Annotated in this window: 23 protein-coding genes; 12 read left to right on the top strand and 11 right to left on the bottom strand. The window is 41.4% G+C overall.

Annotated elements, in window-relative coordinates; genetic code table 11:
• Positions 1-14: 14 nt before the first annotated feature.
• From I4641_RS14285 to I4641_RS14240, 10 genes are all read right to left on the bottom strand, one after another.
• Positions 15-1,013: an NAD(P)/FAD-dependent oxidoreductase gene (locus tag I4641_RS14285; protein ID WP_229641214.1), complete on the bottom strand. Its 999-nt coding sequence runs from the start codon at positions 1,011-1,013 to the stop codon at positions 15-17.
• A 52-nt stretch (positions 1,014-1,065) separates the two neighbouring features.
• Positions 1,066-1,740, bottom strand: a complete 675-nt coding sequence (locus I4641_RS14280; protein WP_229641213.1) for a class I SAM-dependent methyltransferase — start codon at positions 1,738-1,740, stop codon at positions 1,066-1,068.
• Between the two features lie 3 nt (positions 1,741-1,743).
• A complete protein-coding gene (locus I4641_RS14275) occupies positions 1,744-2,016 on the bottom strand; it encodes a ferritin family protein (RefSeq protein ID WP_229641212.1) in 273 nt (90 codons plus the stop codon).
• 41 nt (positions 2,017-2,057) lie between these two features.
• Positions 2,058-3,044 (bottom strand): arsenic resistance protein, encoded by a 987-nt coding sequence (locus I4641_RS14270; protein ID WP_229641211.1) that lies wholly within the window; start codon positions 3,042-3,044, stop codon positions 2,058-2,060.
• A gap of 116 nt (positions 3,045-3,160) precedes the next feature.
• On the bottom strand, positions 3,161-3,631 hold the full coding sequence (locus tag I4641_RS14265; RefSeq protein ID WP_229641210.1) for a DUF4079 domain-containing protein: 471 nt from the start codon (positions 3,629-3,631) through the stop codon (positions 3,161-3,163).
• 109 nt (positions 3,632-3,740) lie between these two features.
• Positions 3,741-4,118 carry a rhodanese-like domain-containing protein gene (locus I4641_RS14260; protein ID WP_229641209.1) on the bottom strand — a complete coding sequence of 126 codons (378 nt, stop codon included), beginning with the start codon at positions 4,116-4,118 and terminating at the stop codon, positions 3,741-3,743.
• Positions 4,119-4,149: 31 nt separating this feature from the next.
• A complete protein-coding gene (locus I4641_RS14255; protein WP_229641208.1) occupies positions 4,150-4,563 on the bottom strand; it encodes a NifB/NifX family molybdenum-iron cluster-binding protein in 414 nt (137 codons plus the stop codon).
• Between the two features lie 115 nt (positions 4,564-4,678).
• A complete protein-coding gene (petC, locus tag I4641_RS14250) occupies positions 4,679-5,212 on the bottom strand; it encodes a cytochrome b6-f complex iron-sulfur subunit (protein ID WP_229641207.1) in 534 nt (177 codons plus the stop codon).
• Positions 5,213-5,241: 29 nt separating this feature from the next.
• On the bottom strand, positions 5,242-5,451 hold the full coding sequence (locus tag I4641_RS14245) for a YgaP family membrane protein (RefSeq protein ID WP_229641206.1): 210 nt from the start codon (positions 5,449-5,451) through the stop codon (positions 5,242-5,244).
• A gap of 47 nt (positions 5,452-5,498) precedes the next feature.
• Positions 5,499-5,909: a DUF302 domain-containing protein gene (locus I4641_RS14240; RefSeq protein ID WP_229641205.1), complete on the bottom strand. Its 411-nt coding sequence runs from the start codon at positions 5,907-5,909 to the stop codon at positions 5,499-5,501.
• 317 nt (positions 5,910-6,226) lie between these two features.
• On the opposite strand from I4641_RS14240, the gene I4641_RS14235 reads away from it, so the two are divergent.
• From I4641_RS14235 to I4641_RS14195, 9 genes are all read left to right on the top strand, one after another.
• Complete coding sequence (locus I4641_RS14235; protein WP_229641204.1) at positions 6,227-7,558, top strand: NAD(P)/FAD-dependent oxidoreductase; 1,332 nt, start codon at positions 6,227-6,229, stop codon at positions 7,556-7,558.
• 15 nt (positions 7,559-7,573) lie between these two features.
• The gene (locus I4641_RS14230; RefSeq protein ID WP_229641203.1) at positions 7,574-7,966 is read left to right on the top strand and encodes an ArsR/SmtB family transcription factor; all 393 of its coding nucleotides are present in this window, start codon (positions 7,574-7,576) and stop codon (positions 7,964-7,966) included.
• A gap of 96 nt (positions 7,967-8,062) precedes the next feature.
• Positions 8,063-8,413, top strand: a complete 351-nt coding sequence (locus tag I4641_RS14225; RefSeq protein ID WP_229641202.1) for a hypothetical protein — start codon at positions 8,063-8,065, stop codon at positions 8,411-8,413.
• Between the two features lie 63 nt (positions 8,414-8,476).
• Positions 8,477-9,019: a Tll0287-like domain-containing protein gene (locus I4641_RS14220; protein ID WP_229641201.1), complete on the top strand. Its 543-nt coding sequence runs from the start codon at positions 8,477-8,479 to the stop codon at positions 9,017-9,019.
• 138 nt (positions 9,020-9,157) lie between these two features.
• Positions 9,158-9,667 (top strand): DUF3122 domain-containing protein, encoded by a 510-nt coding sequence (locus I4641_RS14215; protein WP_229641200.1) that lies wholly within the window; start codon positions 9,158-9,160, stop codon positions 9,665-9,667.
• 24 nt (positions 9,668-9,691) lie between these two features.
• Positions 9,692-10,261, top strand: coding sequence for an NUDIX hydrolase (locus I4641_RS14210; protein WP_229641199.1), 570 nt, complete (start codon positions 9,692-9,694; stop codon positions 10,259-10,261).
• A 27-nt stretch (positions 10,262-10,288) separates the two neighbouring features.
• Entirely contained in the window at positions 10,289-12,904 is a 2,616-nt protein-coding gene (locus tag I4641_RS14205; protein WP_229641198.1) for a cyclic nucleotide-binding domain-containing protein, read from the top strand.
• A gap of 14 nt (positions 12,905-12,918) precedes the next feature.
• Positions 12,919-13,878 (top strand): cysteine synthase A, encoded by a 960-nt coding sequence (cysK, locus tag I4641_RS14200; RefSeq protein ID WP_229641197.1) that lies wholly within the window; start codon positions 12,919-12,921, stop codon positions 13,876-13,878.
• A 93-nt stretch (positions 13,879-13,971) separates the two neighbouring features.
• Positions 13,972-14,376 (top strand): ArsR/SmtB family transcription factor, encoded by a 405-nt coding sequence (locus I4641_RS14195; protein ID WP_263858235.1) that lies wholly within the window; start codon positions 13,972-13,974, stop codon positions 14,374-14,376.
• A gap of 125 nt (positions 14,377-14,501) precedes the next feature.
• On the opposite strand, the gene I4641_RS14190 is transcribed toward I4641_RS14195, so the two are convergent.
• Positions 14,502-15,866 (bottom strand): NAD(P)/FAD-dependent oxidoreductase, encoded by a 1,365-nt coding sequence (locus I4641_RS14190; RefSeq protein WP_439655350.1) that lies wholly within the window; start codon positions 15,864-15,866, stop codon positions 14,502-14,504.
• Positions 15,867-16,165: 299 nt separating this feature from the next.
• Here I4641_RS14190 and I4641_RS14185 point away from each other — a divergent pair, with 299 nt between their 5' ends.
• Genes I4641_RS14185 through I4641_RS14175 form a run of 3 tightly spaced genes read left to right on the top strand, consistent with a single transcriptional unit; the run spans position 16,166 to position 18,138 of the window.
• The gene (locus I4641_RS14185; RefSeq protein ID WP_229641195.1) at positions 16,166-16,867 is read left to right on the top strand and encodes an MBL fold metallo-hydrolase; all 702 of its coding nucleotides are present in this window, start codon (positions 16,166-16,168) and stop codon (positions 16,865-16,867) included.
• Between the two features lie 49 nt (positions 16,868-16,916).
• Positions 16,917-17,360, top strand: coding sequence for a protein tyrosine phosphatase family protein (locus tag I4641_RS14180; RefSeq protein WP_229641194.1), 444 nt, complete (start codon positions 16,917-16,919; stop codon positions 17,358-17,360).
• 7 nt (positions 17,361-17,367) lie between these two features.
• Positions 17,368-18,138, top strand: coding sequence for a sulfite exporter TauE/SafE family protein (locus I4641_RS14175; RefSeq protein WP_229641193.1), 771 nt, complete (start codon positions 17,368-17,370; stop codon positions 18,136-18,138).
• Positions 18,139-18,205 lie beyond the last annotated feature (67 nt).

The following is an 18,205-nucleotide window of genomic DNA, read 5'->3' as shown; positions in this document are numbered from 1 at the left end:
AAAATTATCGAAAATTACGAAACAGATACAGGCAAATTATCCAGATTCTGTATGGCACCTTTCACCCGACGGAGATCGCGCCAAATTTGCGTACCAGCTAAAGCACCATCCCCTACAGCGATCGCAACTTGATTGAGTCCGACTTTGAGATCCCCAATAGCAAAGATGCGGGGATGGGAAGTGCGCCCTGTTTTATCGGTGACAAGATAATTCCGTTCTTTTTCGAGATTAAAGTTAGAGAGATAAGTATGGTGGTAGCGAGAACCCATTGCCAAAAGTCCCGTTTCCAACTCCACCACCGAACCATCTACCATTTCCACTCCAGTCATTTGATGATTTTTCCCTAAAAACTGCTTAATCGGGGTTTCCACCAGACGATAGCCCAACTCTTTCAGTCGAGAACTCATAGATTCGCTGACTTCAAATAATCCGTGAGTAAAGACTGTAATCTTCGGGGTAAACCAACTCAAGGCAAAGGCAGTTTCGATACTGGCTTCACTACCGACAAATAAACCAGCCTGCTTATCGGTCATTTCATAACCATCGCACACCAGACAGACGTGAAGGTTATAACCCGCGTATTCGTAAACATTGAGCATATCTTCTAACGGAATGAGATTGTCGATAATCCCGCTAGCAGCAATTAGATATTTACTCCGAAGCACGGGATCAATACTGTTTTGACGACCAACTTTGACCTGTACCGCAAAGGTTTCACCCTCATCCACTACTTCCTCAACATAACCGTTAAGCCAGTCACCATCGAGAGAGAGAAAATGTTCCTTACCCCGCTTTAGTAGTTCTTTACCTGGTAAATCGGGAGGTAAACCCAAGTAATTATGGAGTTCCTGCATCCAAAAAGAGCGTGCTTTCCCTTTATCGACGATTAAGGTCGAAAGGTTATAACGTTGGAGATAAACCCCTGCTGAAAGTCCCCCCGCACCACCACCAATGACAATGACATCGTAAACGCGATCGCTTTTTTCTTGAAGGTTATTTTTAGAAAGTTGCATAATTTTATCGGTAGATTTAGCCTAAATAGACAATTAAACTTCTAGAATCTGGTTACCCAACTGCCACGGGTTTTTTCCTGACGATTCCAGCAATATGAGGGCTGACAAGAGGGATAGTCAGTTTGAACTGATAATAATTAACTTTCTCTAACCCAACCTGTTCGAGAATTTTCCAGGTTTCACGGTTCAAATTACAGTTATCAAACAAATTTTTCCAAACAGGATTGATACTATCTTGAGCTTTCCGCGTCCAAGTGCCACATTCTTCTCCTACGTGTTCGATAAAGACAAAATTACCTCCTGGTTTAAGGACACGTTTAATTTCCTGAAAACTAGTCTCTAAATCTGTAACGGAACAAAGAACGTGAGTACTAACCACGGTATCGATACTTTCATCTTCTACAGGTAAATCTTCTGCTGTTCCTTGACGCAGTTCGATGTTAGCCAATCCTTGCTGCTGTGCTTCTCGTTCTAAATATTGGTGCATAAAGGGATTGGGTTCGATACCAATCCAATGAATATCTTTAGGGTAATAAGCAAGACTCGCTCCCGCACCAGGACCAATTTCTAAAACTTGATGCTGTGCATTGCCTAATAATGCCCGTTTTAGTTCTCCTAAGCTTTGATACTCAGGGCAATCAATTAGTTTAATTCTATCTACATCGGCATCATTAGCTTGACCCATGCCCCAGGCAAATAGACGTTTTTGAATGGTTGATAAATTCATAATTTATATTTTGGATCTTCTGGAATTGAGGCATCTTTCAAATGCTACTTTGTGCTTGTTTTGGGAAACATAACGCAGTTGGGTAAAGGTGTCTCTTAAGTCACTTTCTCGGACAAAATCAAGGAAGCGATCGTACATTTTTACATTAGCAATTTCTGCTTCTACACCCATTTGACAGGCGATTTCCAAGGTTTCGGGAGCTTCCACTTTTCCCACAAAAGAATCCTCTAGAATTGGCAAGCCATACCGCTTAAATTTTCTATTTCTATTTCTCATTGTGTTTCTCCAATAATTAAGTGTGTTTGAATTACGATCGCTTATTCAAGTTGTGCTTTGATCGCAGGTATGCCAAAGATTCTGTCGGTTAACTTGACATACCAGGCTGCGGATTGAACCTGGATGATGTAACCCATCGCAATGATTAGGGCGATTTCCGAACCTTGTTCCGAACCAAAGACGGTAATGGCGATCGCCAAAGCAATAGAAAGATTCCGCATTACCGTACCGTACACAAGAGCGATCGCATCGCCCCGATTGAATAAAGCTTTGCCGATAATAGTACTTAAAACAAAATTGAAACCGTAAATAATTAGTAGAGGTACAAAGAAGGATAGAACTTCTAGAGGATTGCTAACAATGGACTTGGCTTTTAATGCCATTGCTACAAATACGATGCCGAGTACGCCAATGGTAGAAAAGACAGGGAACTTTTGCTTGAGATTGCGATTATATTTACTCTCCCCTACCGTAGCAATCAAGATTTTTTTGGTGACAAACCCCAATAACATCGGCAGAAAGACGATCATCACAATCTGTTTAAAAACATCAACTAAAGGGATTTCTACTGCCGTACCCATGAGCCATTTGGCATAAAGAGGCGCAGCCAAAGAACCAGCAATTAATCCAATCACCGTCATCTTAATCGCAGCATTGAGATTTCCCCTAGCAAAGCCAGTCCAAGATATGGTCATGCCACTGGTGGGAAGTAGGGAAGTGAGTAATAATCCTAGTAAAACTAACGGGCGATCGTTAAAAAACAGTTTACCAATGCCGAAAGCAAAGAAAGGTACAACGGCAAAGTTAATTATTTGAGTAATAGCTTGCAGTTTAAAATCTCCCCCCGCAAAGACTTTAGCGATCTGAAGGTTAATCATCATCGGATAAACCATCAAAAAAGTCAGAGGAACGATCGCAGCTTTGAGGAAACTCGCATCAGCCAACGCGCCGAAGATAATCCCTGCAATCATAAATGCGGGAACTGACCAAACTAGATTTTTTTTCAGGGCGGATAATATTTTCCACATGGGTTTAAATTCTTTTTCATTAGATAAGTTTGAAGCGGTATTCTCATCGAAGGCACAAAGGCTTTAGCCGCATGTAGGCAGGAGGCAGAGGACAGCGATCTCCACTTGCTAAAAAATTACAAATTACTGATAATCTTCTGTACGATCTGTACCCCTGTTATTGCTTGCCAGCTAAATAATGCTAAAAGTATTGCGTTGAGGGAAATATGACTGTAACGAGCCAAGTCATTTCCCTTTTGCATATATGGAACTAAAGAAGCAGATGTAGCAATAAGTCCTACCATGCCCAATCCTGCTAATAAGTGAGGTCCAACAAACAATTTGCCGTTGTTAATGTAAGTTACTGCCATTCCGCCCAAAGCCCCTAGCACCATTAAAGCGAGTAAAATTGAACCAACTCGATGATGTCTATTGCTAAAATTTTGTTTGACAAGTTCTTGGCGGAGTTCTTTGGGAGCATTACGAGTACGGCGAATTTGCCAACCGAGATACAGGGCATAAATGGCAGTGGCAAACAAAACCCACATAATGATGGGATGGAAAAATTGCGACCAAGTTTTAATTGTTTCAGGAATCTCGAAGTTCATTTTGTTTTCCTCTGATAATTGATTTGTGTGAATTGTTGGTTATGGCAAGTTCTATAAAACGCCAGTAATTAAACCAATAATCTTTATTTAATTTGAGGAATTTATGAGCTTATTTTCCTTTACAAGTAGGCAACCCTAATTCTTTCCACTCCATCATGCCACCCGTAACGTTGTAGACTTCAGTAAATCCAGCTTTAGTAAGTTGTTCGGCTGCGATAGGGCTACGATGAGAAGTTAAACAGATTAGGGCAATGGGTTCATCTTCGGGTAACTCCTGAAACCATTGAGGTAAAACATAACGACTCAACCAGGGAGGATTATTCATCAAAATGCGAGGCAGACTGAGGTTGATAGCATTGGGAGCATGAAACACACCATACTCAAACTTGCTGCGAACATCAATTAACCGAGGTGGTTGGGGTAACTGGGTAAATTCTTCTGGGGAGAGGTTAATAACTTGTGGTGGGGAATTTGCGATAGATGTCATTTTAAACTCCTTTAAATTAAAAAGCTTTTGCTTAACTACAGTTGTAAGCGTGTCTGTAACGATGCTGATGTTTGTGTCCCTGAAGATGTCTGCGTTCCCTTGATGGAGGTTTTGGTTGCAATATTTCTTGGACTAAGGAATTTTCCAAGTAGGAAATAACCGCTAAATCTGGATCGCTTTCCAAAGTTACGACTCCTTCAATTCCTTGTTTTTCTAAACGACGCATCAATCCCTTTCCTATCTTTCCTGAAATTAAAACTCGAACATTATCTAAAGGATGGGGGTCATGGGGAGAACTATTGTAGAAAGTGTGTTCTGAGGATAGTTCTATAAGCTCTTTACCGAGGACTTCTTTGGGGTTGACTTCATAAATCCAGAAGTTTCGGCATTTCCCTGTATGACTTGTTATGCTGCTTTTATTTTGACTGGCAACGGCAATTTCCATGGTTTTTATATTTCAGTTTTTTTGAGAAATGATCAAGAAAAGTAAGGTGGGCAAATCAGCAAGTGTAACTCTTCAATATGCTTGAAAAAAATTTGCCCACCTTGAAAGGTATGAGCTAAACCCACCAGGGTTTTTCACCTGTACGGGGGTCGGTTTCAGTCCAAGGAGAAATGCGAATATAATCCCCTTCAACATTTATATGAGCCAGTCGCAAAGGTAGAGGAGCAGGACCTCTTACCACTCTCCCTTCATCATCGTAGCGAGAACCGTGACAGGGACATTGGAATTGAGCGTCATTTTCATTCCAAGGGAAAGTACAGCCTAGATGGGTGCAATTATCCACGATGCCCCAAGGATGCAGCGTACCGTCTTCTTTAATAGTTAAATAGGTCGGTTCTCCAGCAAGTCCCGCTACCAAAGCGCGAGTTTCAGGGGGTTCTGCTAAAATTTGACTGGCAGGAATAACATTACCGTTAATATCCTTTGCCAGTATCGAGCCATCTTCGCCAACTTCAGAGGGTGGGATGAAATATTTACCTACAGGATACAGGGCTGCACCAGCAGTAGCAGCAATCGCTGCACCAGTGAGAAAATTGAGTAACTGCCGTCGTGACATAGATGGACTTTCTAAGGGAAGACTTTCTTCCATTTGTTAATACCTCCTTAAATTTTTATTATTTAGTTTTGTTGGGGTTTACGAGTATTGATGCCCAATAAGCCATAAAGCATACACGAACCAGCTAAAGCACTGATTGCTAAGACAGCACCTGCAATAGTCAAACCAATACCTAAAGCCGAACCGCTATAGATTAATAAACCGAAATAAGCTAAGGCACTAGCTAAAATTAAACGAATGATGCGATCGCCTGTTCCTACATTATTAAACATGATTATTTTCTCCTTAAATTAAATTATTTTGCTTTGCAGATATCTAACTAACTTTGAGCGACTAATTCAGGCGAACCAAGGCTTTCGATTACCCTTTGCATCTTTTGACTTGCATCGAGGGCAATTTCTTTCGCTTTAGGACTGTGAATGGTCAGAAACATCATTAAAGGATCGACTGCCGATACCTCAACTCTGCCATCTTCATGTTCTTGGACGACGACATTGCATGGATAGAAAACTCCTGCTTTATCATCGGTTTGGAGCATTTGATAGGCAATTTGAGGATGACAAGCCCCAAGAATTTTATAGTTGCGGAAATCTACATCCAGTTTCTTTTTAAAAGCAGCTTGGACATCAATTTCGGTCAAAATGCCCATACCTTCTTCTCTCAGGGCGTTGGTTACTTGCGCGATCGCTTCTTCAAATGATGTGTCTAATACTTTACTGAAGTGATTCATTGATATACCTCGTTGTTGTGAAGTTGGTTGTGATGAGTAAGTTTACACTTCTTAATTATCAACATATTACTATTTAGTAATTTAGTCAAGTAATTGGACGAAATAAATTTAAATTGAATCCAGAGAACTAATTTTGGTTTACAGGAGAGTAACTTCTATTGAAGTTAAATTTTTAATCTTTTGACGAATTTCACAATTCTGTTATTATCACTATATAACTTATTGGTTATATAAATATTGAATAAATCTAAATTAAAGATAGATCGTCAATCGACACAAATGACTAATAACCAAATTTAAGCAAGAGGAATATACCAATGGCTAATATTGTAGTAATTGGAGGAGGACTAGGAGGATTACCCACAGCCTATGAATTAAGGCATTATTTGCCCAAAGAACACACCGTTACTTTAATTTCCGATAAACCTCAATTTACTTTCATCCCAGGATTAATCAGAGTCGCGTTAAATCTCAACCCCCTAGAACATATTCAACTAGATTTAAAGCGGTTGACACGAAGACAGGGAATTGAATGGGTAGCGGGAAAAGTTACCGCTCTCAATCCTCAAACCAAGAAAATTACTGTCGAAGAAACCCAAGTTATTGATTACGATTACTTGGCGATCGCCACAGGAGCTTCTTTAGCCTTTGAAGAAATCCCAGGATTAGGACCTCATGGAGGATATACCCAGTCTGTCTGTACTCCCGATCATGCCCTGCACGCGAGAGATGCTTGGTTAGAATTTCTAGAAAACCCAGGAGATTTAGTAGTGGGAGCAATGCCAGGTACGGGATGCTTTGGTCCTGCTTATGAGTTCGTCTTGATGGCAGATTGGGAATTGCGTCGTCGGGGAATACGAGACAAAGTAAACATTACCTACGTCACCCCAGAACCTTATATCGGTCATACAGGGGTAGGAGGGATTAAAAATGCCCAAAAATTGACGGAAGAACTGATGGCAGAACGGGGAATTAAGGCGATCGCCAATGCCAGAATTACTCACATAGATCCACAGAACATTACTTTAGCTGACGGCTGCCAACTTCCCTTTAAATATTCGATGATTCTCCCTTCTTTTCGGGGAGTTGAGTTTCTGCGGAAAGTACCTGGATTGACTAGCGAAAAAGGATTTATTCCCGTACTACCTGACCAAAGACATCCAGATTTCCCCTCTGTTTATGCTTTGGGGGTGGGGGTGCATTTAGAACAGCCAGAACAAACTACCGTTCCCATCGGCTTACCTAAAAGTGGACAAATGACCGAAGCTATGGGCGTAGCAGTGGCACATAATATTGCTGTGGAATTGGGAGCGATTAAATCGCCTTTAACCAAACCGACTTTAGAAGCTCTCTGCTTTGCCGAATACGGCAATATTGGCATTGCTTATATTGCTGCCCCTGTCCTTCCCGATCCTGTTACTGGCAAACGACGATATTCCTATGCAGTGCGAGGACTTTGGGTGAATTGGGTTAAGGCAGCCTTTGAGGAATATTTTCTGCTGAAGATGCGCTGGGGCTTGGGAATGCCTTGGTTTGAAAAATTAGGATTGCGCTTGTTATTTGGCTTATCGATGCTGAAATCCCTCAAACTATCTGAAGGAGATAATCAAAAAATAACTGATACAAATCAAGAGGTGGTTAAAAGTTAAACATTATTCTGCTACTTGTCAGAGAGACTCCGCCGTGAGACGACGAGTAAGGCTTTACCCGCAACTGTTCCTCTGACTTCGTCAATTACTGAAATAACCAAAGGTGAGATGAAAAGGACTCTGGAACTCCATCAATTAGAAAAACTGGCAGATCGTTTTAAGCTTCTCAGTGAAGCAAGTCGTTTACGGATTTTACAAGCGATTTGTCGAGAGGAACGTAGCGTCAGTGAAATATGCGATCTCACTAAGCTGAATCAAGCCAATGTTTCCAAGCATTTACAGTTACTTAAAAGTGCGGGAGTTGTCGCTTGTCGCCGAGTTGGTATCTGCCGTTATTACCGCATTATCGATTTAGATTTACTCGATTTATGTAGCCAAGGCGATCGCCAGATCGAGCCAGAATCCTGAAAATATCTTCCTTCATAACTTCCTCAACTTATCAATCTATGGTTTTGAGTGAAGTCTTAATTATTAAATCTCTCAAACTTACCCAGGAGGTACGACATGACTACTAAACTAGTAACTAATCCCCTTAAAACTGGCAAACTAACAGCAATGAGTAATGTCACCAGCATTACACTTACGGGGCATCAAGTATCAATTTTAGAAGACCAGCCAGAACCAGGAAAAAAAGATACTTCTGCTGTCCATTTAACATTTAACGTCGAACATCCCCAAAAACTACCAAGTCTCTTAGGTACTGCGGAGGAATTGGGTTTGATTATGGATCGAGATGATGCGGTGGAAATTAGCTTGTCTCTCTTGGCAATGGCACTGGAAGACAAAACTGCGGAGGAAATCAAAGCGGTGGAAATTAGCTTGTCAAAGGCGATCGCCGAGTTACATAACTGTTAATTTTAAAAGCACAAGACATTGAAAATGAAATATTTGAACCGAGTTTTAATAGGATTCGTAGTTATGGTTCTACTCTTAATTGCGAATCCTTCTTTGGCTAACGCTCAAACCGATCCTACTCAGTTAGCCAAAGCGGTACAGGAAATTGAAAATCTCGACGCGATGCGCTCTGGGTTAGCTTCTACCTTAGAAGGTTCAACTACCGAACCGACAATAGAGACTTTTAAAGAGGTTTGTAAACCAGTAGGGATGAGAGCCATGCAGCTAAGTAAAGAAAATGGCTGGCAGGTCAAACAGATTGCTACTAAATATCGCAATCCTGCTCACGCGCCCGACAATTTACACGCTGTTATGGCACTAGCAAAGTTTAAAAACGATCCAGAATTGATGGGATTTTGGGATTCAGAAACCATTGATGGTCAACAAGGTACTCGTTACTATCGTCGCATTAATGTTGAATCTAGCTGTCTTGCTTGTCATGGCGGTAAAAATGCTCGTCCACAGTTTGTTAAAGATAAATATCCTCAAGATTTAGCTTTTGATTTTAATGTCGGCGACTTGCGGGGAATGTATTCGGCGTTTATTCCCTATCTTGAAGCTGAATAATTTAATAGAAGGCAGAAGGCAGAAGGCAGAAGGCAGAAGGCAGGAGGCAGAAAGAAACATTAGCTGTCATTGATAACAAAGAACAAAGGATCGAAAATAAAGCCTAACCTAGTAACTTATTAAAAAAGGACAAATTTAATGTGGTATCGAATTCGCGGATTTTTATCCAAGTTGACTTTAATTGCTGCAATAGTTCTGCTATTGTTCATCGGTTTAGATAATTTCCATACTCAACCAGCTTTTGCTTCGATCCGCCAAATGGAAGAAGCACCAGGACAAATATTAGTTCAATCGCGACATACATTAAAAGATGATCGCGGTAATTCTTGGCAAGTAGTGTTATTCAAACGCACCAAAGCAGATGGTTCGAGTACGATCCATTTACGGTTAGTAGATTTTCCAGGATTAGCAGATTTTGCTCACCCTCAACCATTGCAAATTACTACTAACAAAGACTTATTTAAAGCTGAAGATGTGTTTGCCGAAAAAGCCCCTGCTGCCAATGTCGGTGAGTTTGATATGCAAAATGTTTTATCTCAGTTACCTGCAACCAAACTGAATCTCTCTTTACCGATGAAAGGTGAGGAAACTACCCAGCTATCCATTCCTCCAGAAGTGGTTTTGGAATGGCAGAGTGTTGCCACTTAAAATCGGACAAAAAGGCTATTTTTGATGGAAAATCTCGAACATCAATGGCAAACTTTAGAACGTTTTGTGGAAATTCGTTCTCCTTGGTTGACTTTAATTGGTGAAAAACTACAAGACGATCGACAACGAATATTAGATTACTGGCGAGTGGAAAAAACTGATTCTGTAGTGATGATCACGATTCAAAACGGTCAGTTTATATTACCCAAACCTGTTTATCGTCCTGGATTAGGACAAACTACCCTCGATTTTCCAGGGGGTAGGGTTTTACCCGAACAAACCACCGTTGATGCAGTGTCAAATATCCTCCGCCGAGAGTTAGGCATCAGCAATTGCGACTTAATCCGCCTCGATCCTTTAAATCAAACTGGTTGGGCAATTAATAGTTCTTTTTCCAATCAAAAACTTTATGGTTTTATCGCTGAAATTAAACCTAAAATTATTGTCAAACCTGAAAAACTGATTTCTACCGTTTATTCCCACAACGCGATCGGCATTAAAAACTTACTGCAAGATTTAACCTGCCTGCAATGTCGTGCTGTCTTATTAGAATGGCAGCAACACGAGGGAGCGATTGAGGAAAACCTGTATTAAGTTAAGCTTTTGTTGAATGCTAAAATTATGAATACCCAGTCCTTACAGCTTTCTAATTTAGACGCACCAGCAATTGAAGAATGTATTAACTGGTTGAGTTTTCATCGGATTTGGGGGCGGTTGAGCAGTAAAGCGATTGAGGCGATCGCTCAATGTTTACAAGTTTTCCAAGTCGAAGCCAATACGGAAATCTACCAACAGGAAACTAAAGCGTTAGGGTTTTACTTGCTTAAATGGGGGTCGGTAGAAATTTATCGCTCTTCTTTAGTAGGAAGAACCCATATTAATTACCGTAGTGCGGGGGAAATTTTTGGCTGTGTACCTTTACTAAACAGTGAAAAAACTGCTATTTATCCTGCTAGTGCCGTAGCATTGAGTAAAAGTGAAATTTGGTTTTTAGAACGCGATCGCTTTTTGCAGCTTACTAATACCTATCCCGATTTTCAGGGAGCGATTAATTCTCTACTCGCTCAAGACTTAGCCTACTTTGCCCAACGAGCAGCTAAAGAACAAGAACGCATTCAAGGATTACAATCTTTTATTCGCCCTATCCCAGTGGATGAGTCGGTTATTGGCAGCAGTAAAGCCAGTCAAAAATTAGCCCAGCAGGTTCGACAAACAGCAACAGATTTAAAGCCAGTTATTCTACAAGCACCTCCTGGTAGTGGTAAAACCTTTTTGGCGGGTTTAATTCACGGTAATTCGGGATTGAAAAACCGTCCTTTTGCCGAAATTGACTTAGCTCAATTACCCACACAAGAAAACGGTCAGTTAAATACCGATGCTCTTTTTGGTCGAGAGAAATCCCAATTGGGTGTGATTGAATTATTAGAAAGAGGTACATTATTAATCGACAATGCTCACCTCTTAAGTCAGTCCGAGCGAGATCGTCTGAGTGCTTATTTTAAAACAGGGCGGATTATTGTCAACCAAAGAACAGGAGAGCAAGTAAGAGAAACTGCCAGTTGGGTGCGTCTTGTTTGTGCCAGTCCTCAGAAAATCTCTTTTGCCGCAGTTGAAGCCCATCAAATCAAACTCTTTACCCTAGCCCAACGCAAACAGGATATTCCTGATTTTACTCGTTATTTCCTGACTAAATTTTGCCGAGAACGAGGACGAACTCCTTTAGAAATCAACCAAGCGGATCTCCGTCGTTTGCTCAGTTACGACTATCCTGAAAATATTGCCGAACTCGCAGCCATTCTCAAACGAGCAGCGAGCATGACCCCTGCCGAACAGGCTGTGATTCCCGAACAGGTACTGTGGTCGGTTGAATCATCTAAAAATACCTTTCGGGTCGATTTACTCAATCAATTTCCTTGGTTACGTCGGTTTTTACTCAGTAACTGGTGGCCAGAAAGGTTTTGGCTACTGATGATGGCGGTTTTTATTCCCGTTACGGTTCTGGGTTTTATCGGTCCTCAAACTCGCGATTCCAGCATCACCCTCAATTTCTTTTGGGCGTGGTGGTGGCCATTTTACCTTTTGCTATTTCCTATTATCGGTCGGCTTTGGTGTGCGGTTTGTCCCTTTATGATTGCGGGAGAATGGATCAGAACTATCTCTCTCTGGATTTGGCCGCGAAAATTGCTCCCTTGGCCAACTAAATGGTTGAACAAATGGGGAGCTTGGGTACTTTGGTTGGGTTTTGTAGCTATTTATCTTTGGGAAAAATTATGGGATCTCCCTCACACTGCCTATCTCTCCTCTTGGTTATTAATTATTATTGCTGCTGGGGCGGTTCTTGGTAGTCTAATTTATGAGCGTCGTCTGTGGTGTCGCTATCTCTGTCCTATAGGGGGAATGAATGGGATGTTTGCCAAGCTGGCTGCCATTGAATTGCGCTCAACTCAACAAGTGTGCGGTAGTCAATGTAGCACTTTTGGCTGTTATAAAGGTGGAGAAGCAACGACTGTTAACTTTGCTAATGCCCTCCCCACTGAAGGACAAGCAACTGGTGGTTGTCCCCTGTACTCCCATCCAGCCCAGTTAACCGATAATCGCGATTGCGTTCTCTGCATGACTTGTCTCAAGGCTTGTCCCAATCGTTCGGTTCAACTTAATTTTCGCTTTCCTGCTGCGGATATCTTGGAAAACCATCGCGGGTTTCCCGCCGAAGTCGCTTTGATGCTCTTGCTGTTTGGGGGAGTATTTATGCACTATTCTGCCAAAATTCTCAGTTGGATCGGTTGGGGAGATTTAGCGATTGATTCCGAGCATTTACTAATTTCACTGCCTGTAGTTACTATTTTGCTGAGTATTCCTTTTGTAACTACTTATCTAATCCATAAGCTAACCCGCCTGTTCGATCCCCAGATGCCAGATTATCTGAAAGTCATTTATGCTTATCTGCCCATGACCTTGGGACTTAACCTTGCTTATTATATCCCTGCTGCGATTACCGAAGCTGGTAAAATTATCCCCACGATCGCTCGCAGTTTTGGCTTTAGTGGAGTGGGTTTACCAACTCTAACCTGGAGTAGTGATGTTGCTGCATTTCTGCAAGGTACGACCTTATTAGCGGTTTTTCTCCTTAGCCTCTTTCCCTTAATTAAAATTACCCAGCGTCCTTTCTGGAGTAATCTGCCCCATATGGGATTAATGGGTGGATTTATTTTGGTCTTTTTCCAACTTATGTTTTAAATTTACTTTTTTCTATGGCTATCTACAATAACATTACCGAAATTATTGGTCGCACTCCCTTAGTGAAGTTACCAAAACTATCTCAAAGCTCTGGCTGTGTTGCCGATCTGGTCTTGAAGTTAGAAAGCTTTAATCCAGCCAAATCAGTTAAAGACCGCATTGCTATTAGCATGATCGAGGAAGCAGAAAAAGTCGGCTTAATCGAACCTGGAGTATCTACAATTATCGAAGCAACTTCTGGCAACACTGGCATTGGTTTAGCAATGGTGTGTGCTGCTAAGGGTTATCGTTTAATTCTGACGATGCCTGAAAATATGAGCCAGGAAAGACAGTCAATTGTTAAAGCTTATGGGGCAAAAATAATTACTACTGCTGCTGAATTAGATATGCCAGGTGCGATCGCCCGTGCTAATGAACTGATTGCGAGTATTCCAGGGGCTTTTTCTCCCCAGCAATTTAGCAACCCAGCAAATCCCAAGATTCACTACGAAACTACAGGTCCAGAGATCTGGTCGGATACGGCAGGACAAATTGATGTTTTGGTTGTCGGAGTCGGGACTGGCGGTACTCTTACAGGTGCTGGTCTTTATCTCAAACAAAAAAAACCTAGTTTAAAAATTGTGGCGATCGAACCAGTTAAGAGTGCAGTACTAAGTGGTAAACCTTCGGGAATTCACGATCTTCAGGGGATTGGGGCTGGCTTTATTCCCGATGTGTTACGGGTGGATTTAATCGATGAAATTATTCAGGTAACAGAAGAACGAGCTTATGAAATCGGTAGGCGTTTAGGACGGGAAGAAGGAATACTCAGTGGTATTTCTACAGGAGCAGTAGTTTATGGAGCGATAGAAGTAGCAAGGAGATCGCAGTACCGCGATCGCCTGATTGTGGCAATTCAAGCCAGTGGTGGCGAGCGATATCTCAGCACAGCAATGTTTGCCAGCCCTGAATCAACTTTGGTAAAGACTGTGTAAAATACGCTTCTTTCTTGGCAAGTTATATTGGTATACAGTACAACCATTTAGTAATATAGTAATAACTCTGTATTAAATTGCCAAATCAAGCTTATGCCCAGTAAAGCAAGTACAAAACCCAAAACCAAACTAGCCAGTAAAGCTGATGATTGTAGAATTACCAAACTTTCCCCTGCTGCATTGGGCTTGATGGCTGACTTCTTCAAAGTTTTATCTGAAGTTAGTCGGCTGCAAATAGTCTGTAGCTTGAAAAATGGAGCAAAAAACGTCAGCGAAATTGTGTCAGAAACGGGTTTGGGACAAGCCAATGTTTCCAAACATTTGAATGTGCTTACCAAAGCAAATGTGGTTGCCCGCGAACAACAAGGAATTTATACTTACTATCAAATTGCCAATTCTTGCTTATTTGAGTTATGCGATCTAGTTTGTGACGCTTTATCCGCTCAATTTGAACAGCAAAGTCAACAGTTGGAAATGCTCAAAACTTTACGTCAATAGTTAATTGTTCTTGTCAAAATTTATACTTTTTAGTCAAGATTATCTGTATTTGCGCGAAGAAGATGCCAAGCTATGCTGGTAGAATAGGGTGTTTAAACGCCAAAAACCAACTCTAGAAATATTTGTTAACAAGTAGTGTTTTTCTCTTCTGTTTTTATAACAGGTGATTTATCGCTATCTTTTTGTAATAGTCGATTGATGGGCTTGAAGATATCTGCTTCAAAAGATTCTCCTTTGAGCATTCGATTCCAATATATCCAAGGTAGCGCGTAAGCTTTAGCCAGAAACATCGAGTAGCGTTCTTTGGTTGGATCGAGAGGAAAAGACGGAGCAGGATCGCCTTCATAGTCAAATTCAGCCATAATTGCCGAATGATAGCCCGTGATCAACGGACAACATGTATAACCATCGTATTTGCTATTCAGTTGCCGAGCGTTCATTTGGGAAATTAGGTTCTGCACTACTACAGGAGTCTGCTTACGAGCAGCAGCGGCAGTTTTAGAGATAGGTAGGGATGAGGCATCACCTAAGCCAAATACATTGGGATAGCGATTGTGTTGGAGGGTGTATTTGTTAACATCCACCCAGCCCTGATCGTTGGCTAGAGGGCTATGCTTGATGAAATCAGGGGAACTCATCGGTGGAGTGACATGAATCATATCGTAGTGAATACTGACCTCTTCTACGCCGTTGTCGGTGGTGACATCGAAAATAGCTTCTTGGGTATCGGCTTTAATTTCTTTAAGGTTATGTTTAAACTTAGTCGCAATTTCCCGCTTCTCAATTACTTCTTCTAAAGTTGCATTGTATGCAGGAACACTAAACATTTTCGCCCCCGCAGTGCAAAACATGACTTTAGTATTCACACCCACTCCGCTCTTACTTTTAAAATAGTCATCTGCCATATACATCACTTTTTGCGGTGCGCCACCACATTTAATCGGAGTATTGGGATAGGTGAAAATCGCCGTACCCCCCTGGAAGTTTTTGATGGTTGACCAGGTATATGGTGCATAGTCTTGGGAGTAGTTACTGGTTACTCCACCCTTACCCAATGCTTCTTTTAATCCTTTAACTAGATGCCAATCAATCTGGATGCCAGGACACACTACAAGGTAGTCGTATTTTATCTCATGCCCTTGAGCTAAGGTTACACTATTGCGATCGGGGTCAAAAGCAGTCACGTAATCCTGAATCCATTTTGCTCCTCTAGGAATAACATCTTGTTCCTGCCGAACAAATTGTTCTATGGGTGCAATACCACCACCTACTAATGTCCATCCTGGCTGATAGTAATGCTTTTCAGCAGGTTCAACGATCGCAATATCCAGCTTAGAGTTTTGCTTGAGTAGTTGGGCTGCGGTGGTAATTCCTGCTGCTCCACCACCAACGATGACAATTTGATAGTGTTCGTCGGGATTTTTTTCTCTTGATGGCGATCTCGCTGAAAGTGAGGCACTGCGCGATCGCTTGCTTGATGTTGACACAATAATTTCCTCGTCAATTTAAATTGAGTTTGAAACTTAAAATTAATCTTATATATTGTTTTTATCATACAACTATTTGGTTATATGATTGATTTTTCTTGAGAAAATGTTAAGCTTAGAATGTCGATCTTGACAACGGTCACAGCAGAGGGCAGCGTCCGCCGTAAAACGACGGAGTAATCTGTGACTTTAACCTGAAATTAAAAGTATATTACTATATAATAATATGGTGGTCTAATTTAGATTAGATTGTAAACTTAGCTTGCACTTATTACCTTAGTTTTAATGGAGGAGTTAACCCCATGCTATTTCGTCAACTATTCGATGCAGATACTTGGACTTACACTTATTTGATTGCAGACCTCAAAACCAAAGAGGCTGTTCTGGTGGATTCAGTTTTAGAACAGGTAGAACGAGATTTTAAATTACTCAGCGAGTTGGGTCTAAAGTTGAAATACTGTTTAGAAACTCATATTCATGCCGATCACATTACTGGTACTGGCAAATTACGAGAAATGACTGGCTGCATTGGTATTGTGCCAGAAAATGCTCAAGCTGCTTGTGCCGATCGCTATATCAAAGATGACGAAATTTTACAGGTTGGAGATGTTGAAATTAAAGCGATCGAAACTCACGGTCATACTGACAGCCATGTGGCATATCTGGTAAATAACACCTACGTTTTAACTGGTGATGCCTTGTTTATTCGGGGTTGTGGACGCACCGACTTTCAAAGCGGAGATGCGGGGACTCTGTACGATCGCGTTACCCAAAAACTTTTTACCCTACCCGATGAGACTTTAGTCTATCCAGGACACGACTATAAAGGACAGACAGTTTCCACTATCGGCGAAGAAAAGCGGTTTAATCCTCGTTTTTTAGGCAAAGACCGCGACAGTTTTATCAGTTTTATGGATAACCTTAATCTGCCCAATCCCAAAAAGATTATGGAGGCTGTCCCTGCTAACGAGCGTTGTGGCAAAGTAGCTTCTGCAATTAATTAGAACTGATGCAGTAAATATATTTAAATTAGGTAGATGAGGAGTGAAACCGTTGTTACAGCAAATCACTGAAGAATTGGCAATTGGCAATGCTGCTGAAATAGAAAAAATACAGCAAATTGCCCTACAGGGATATCGCACATTTATCGATCTCTGCCCTGCCCAGGAAGGTAGTCAACTCAATAGGAGTTTAGTAGAAGCCCTTGGTTTGGGTTATTTCAGCGTTCCTGTATATCGCAATGATATCAATCAAAAGTCTCTGGAAATGTTCATGCAGACTATTGAGTCTGTACCAAAGCCCATTTATACTAGATGCGTCTCCGCTACCCGCGCTAGTTTAATGACCCTACTCACCTTGGCAACTAAAGAAAAATGGACGGAAGAAAAATTCTTCCAGCAACTAGCTTCCATTGGCTTTACTTATCCCCCTGATTCTCCTCCCGATCGCTTTGCCCGTCATTATCTACAAACACTCAACCAAACCGTAGCAGAGTGATGACAAGATGATGAAGTTTGTGGGATATCTTTTAGCCTTATGTATTGGTCTGAGTCTGGGTTTAATTGGCGGTGGTGGCTCGGTTTTAGCCGTCCCAATTTTAATTTATGTTATGGAACTAACACCCAAAACTGCGATCGCTACTAGTTTAGCCGTAGTGGGGATGGTGAGTGTAATTGGCGTGATTCCTCATTGGCGACAAGGTAATGTAAATTTCCGAACTGCTGCGTTTTTTGCTCCTACAGCTATGATTGGGGCTTATTTGGGAGCGCGGATTGCAGATTTGCCCTTAATTACGGAAACTTTTCAACTAATTTGTTTTGGCTTAGTAATGGTAACCGCTAGTATTTTGATGATACGTAAGAAGGGGAAATCATCTGAAACTCAAGCAGAAGTTGCCAGCAAGCAATATAATTTGGCAAGTCACTGGTTAGCAATTCCCCTACAGGGGTTAGGCATTGGTATAATCACTGGCTTTGTTGGGGTAGGAGGGGGTTTTATTATTGTTCCTGCTTTGGTGCTTTTCGGTGGTATTGCGATGAAAGAAGCGATCGGTACTTCTTTATTAATTATTGCTTTTAATTCTGCTACAGGGTTTTGGGGTTATCTTTCCCAAGTAGAGTTAGATTGGAATCTAGTAATTTCCTTTACTGTTGCAGCCAGCTTAGGCACTCTCGTAGGTGCATATTTAACTCGCTTTATCGATGCCAAGAATCTCCAGAAAGGCTTTGGTTATTTTGTGTTAGCTGTTGCCGTATTTGTCTTGATTAAACGCTAATTTTCTTGGCAGGCAACTGGTTGCGGGTTTTCAGTTTCGTTGAGAGGAAATATTGAACATCAAAACC

This window comes from Waterburya agarophytonicola KI4 (assembly GCF_020640915.1).
Classification (GTDB): domain Bacteria; phylum Cyanobacteriota; class Cyanobacteriia; order Cyanobacteriales; family Xenococcaceae; genus Waterburya; species Waterburya agarophytonicola.
This window is presented reverse-complemented; position numbering and strand designations above follow the sequence as displayed.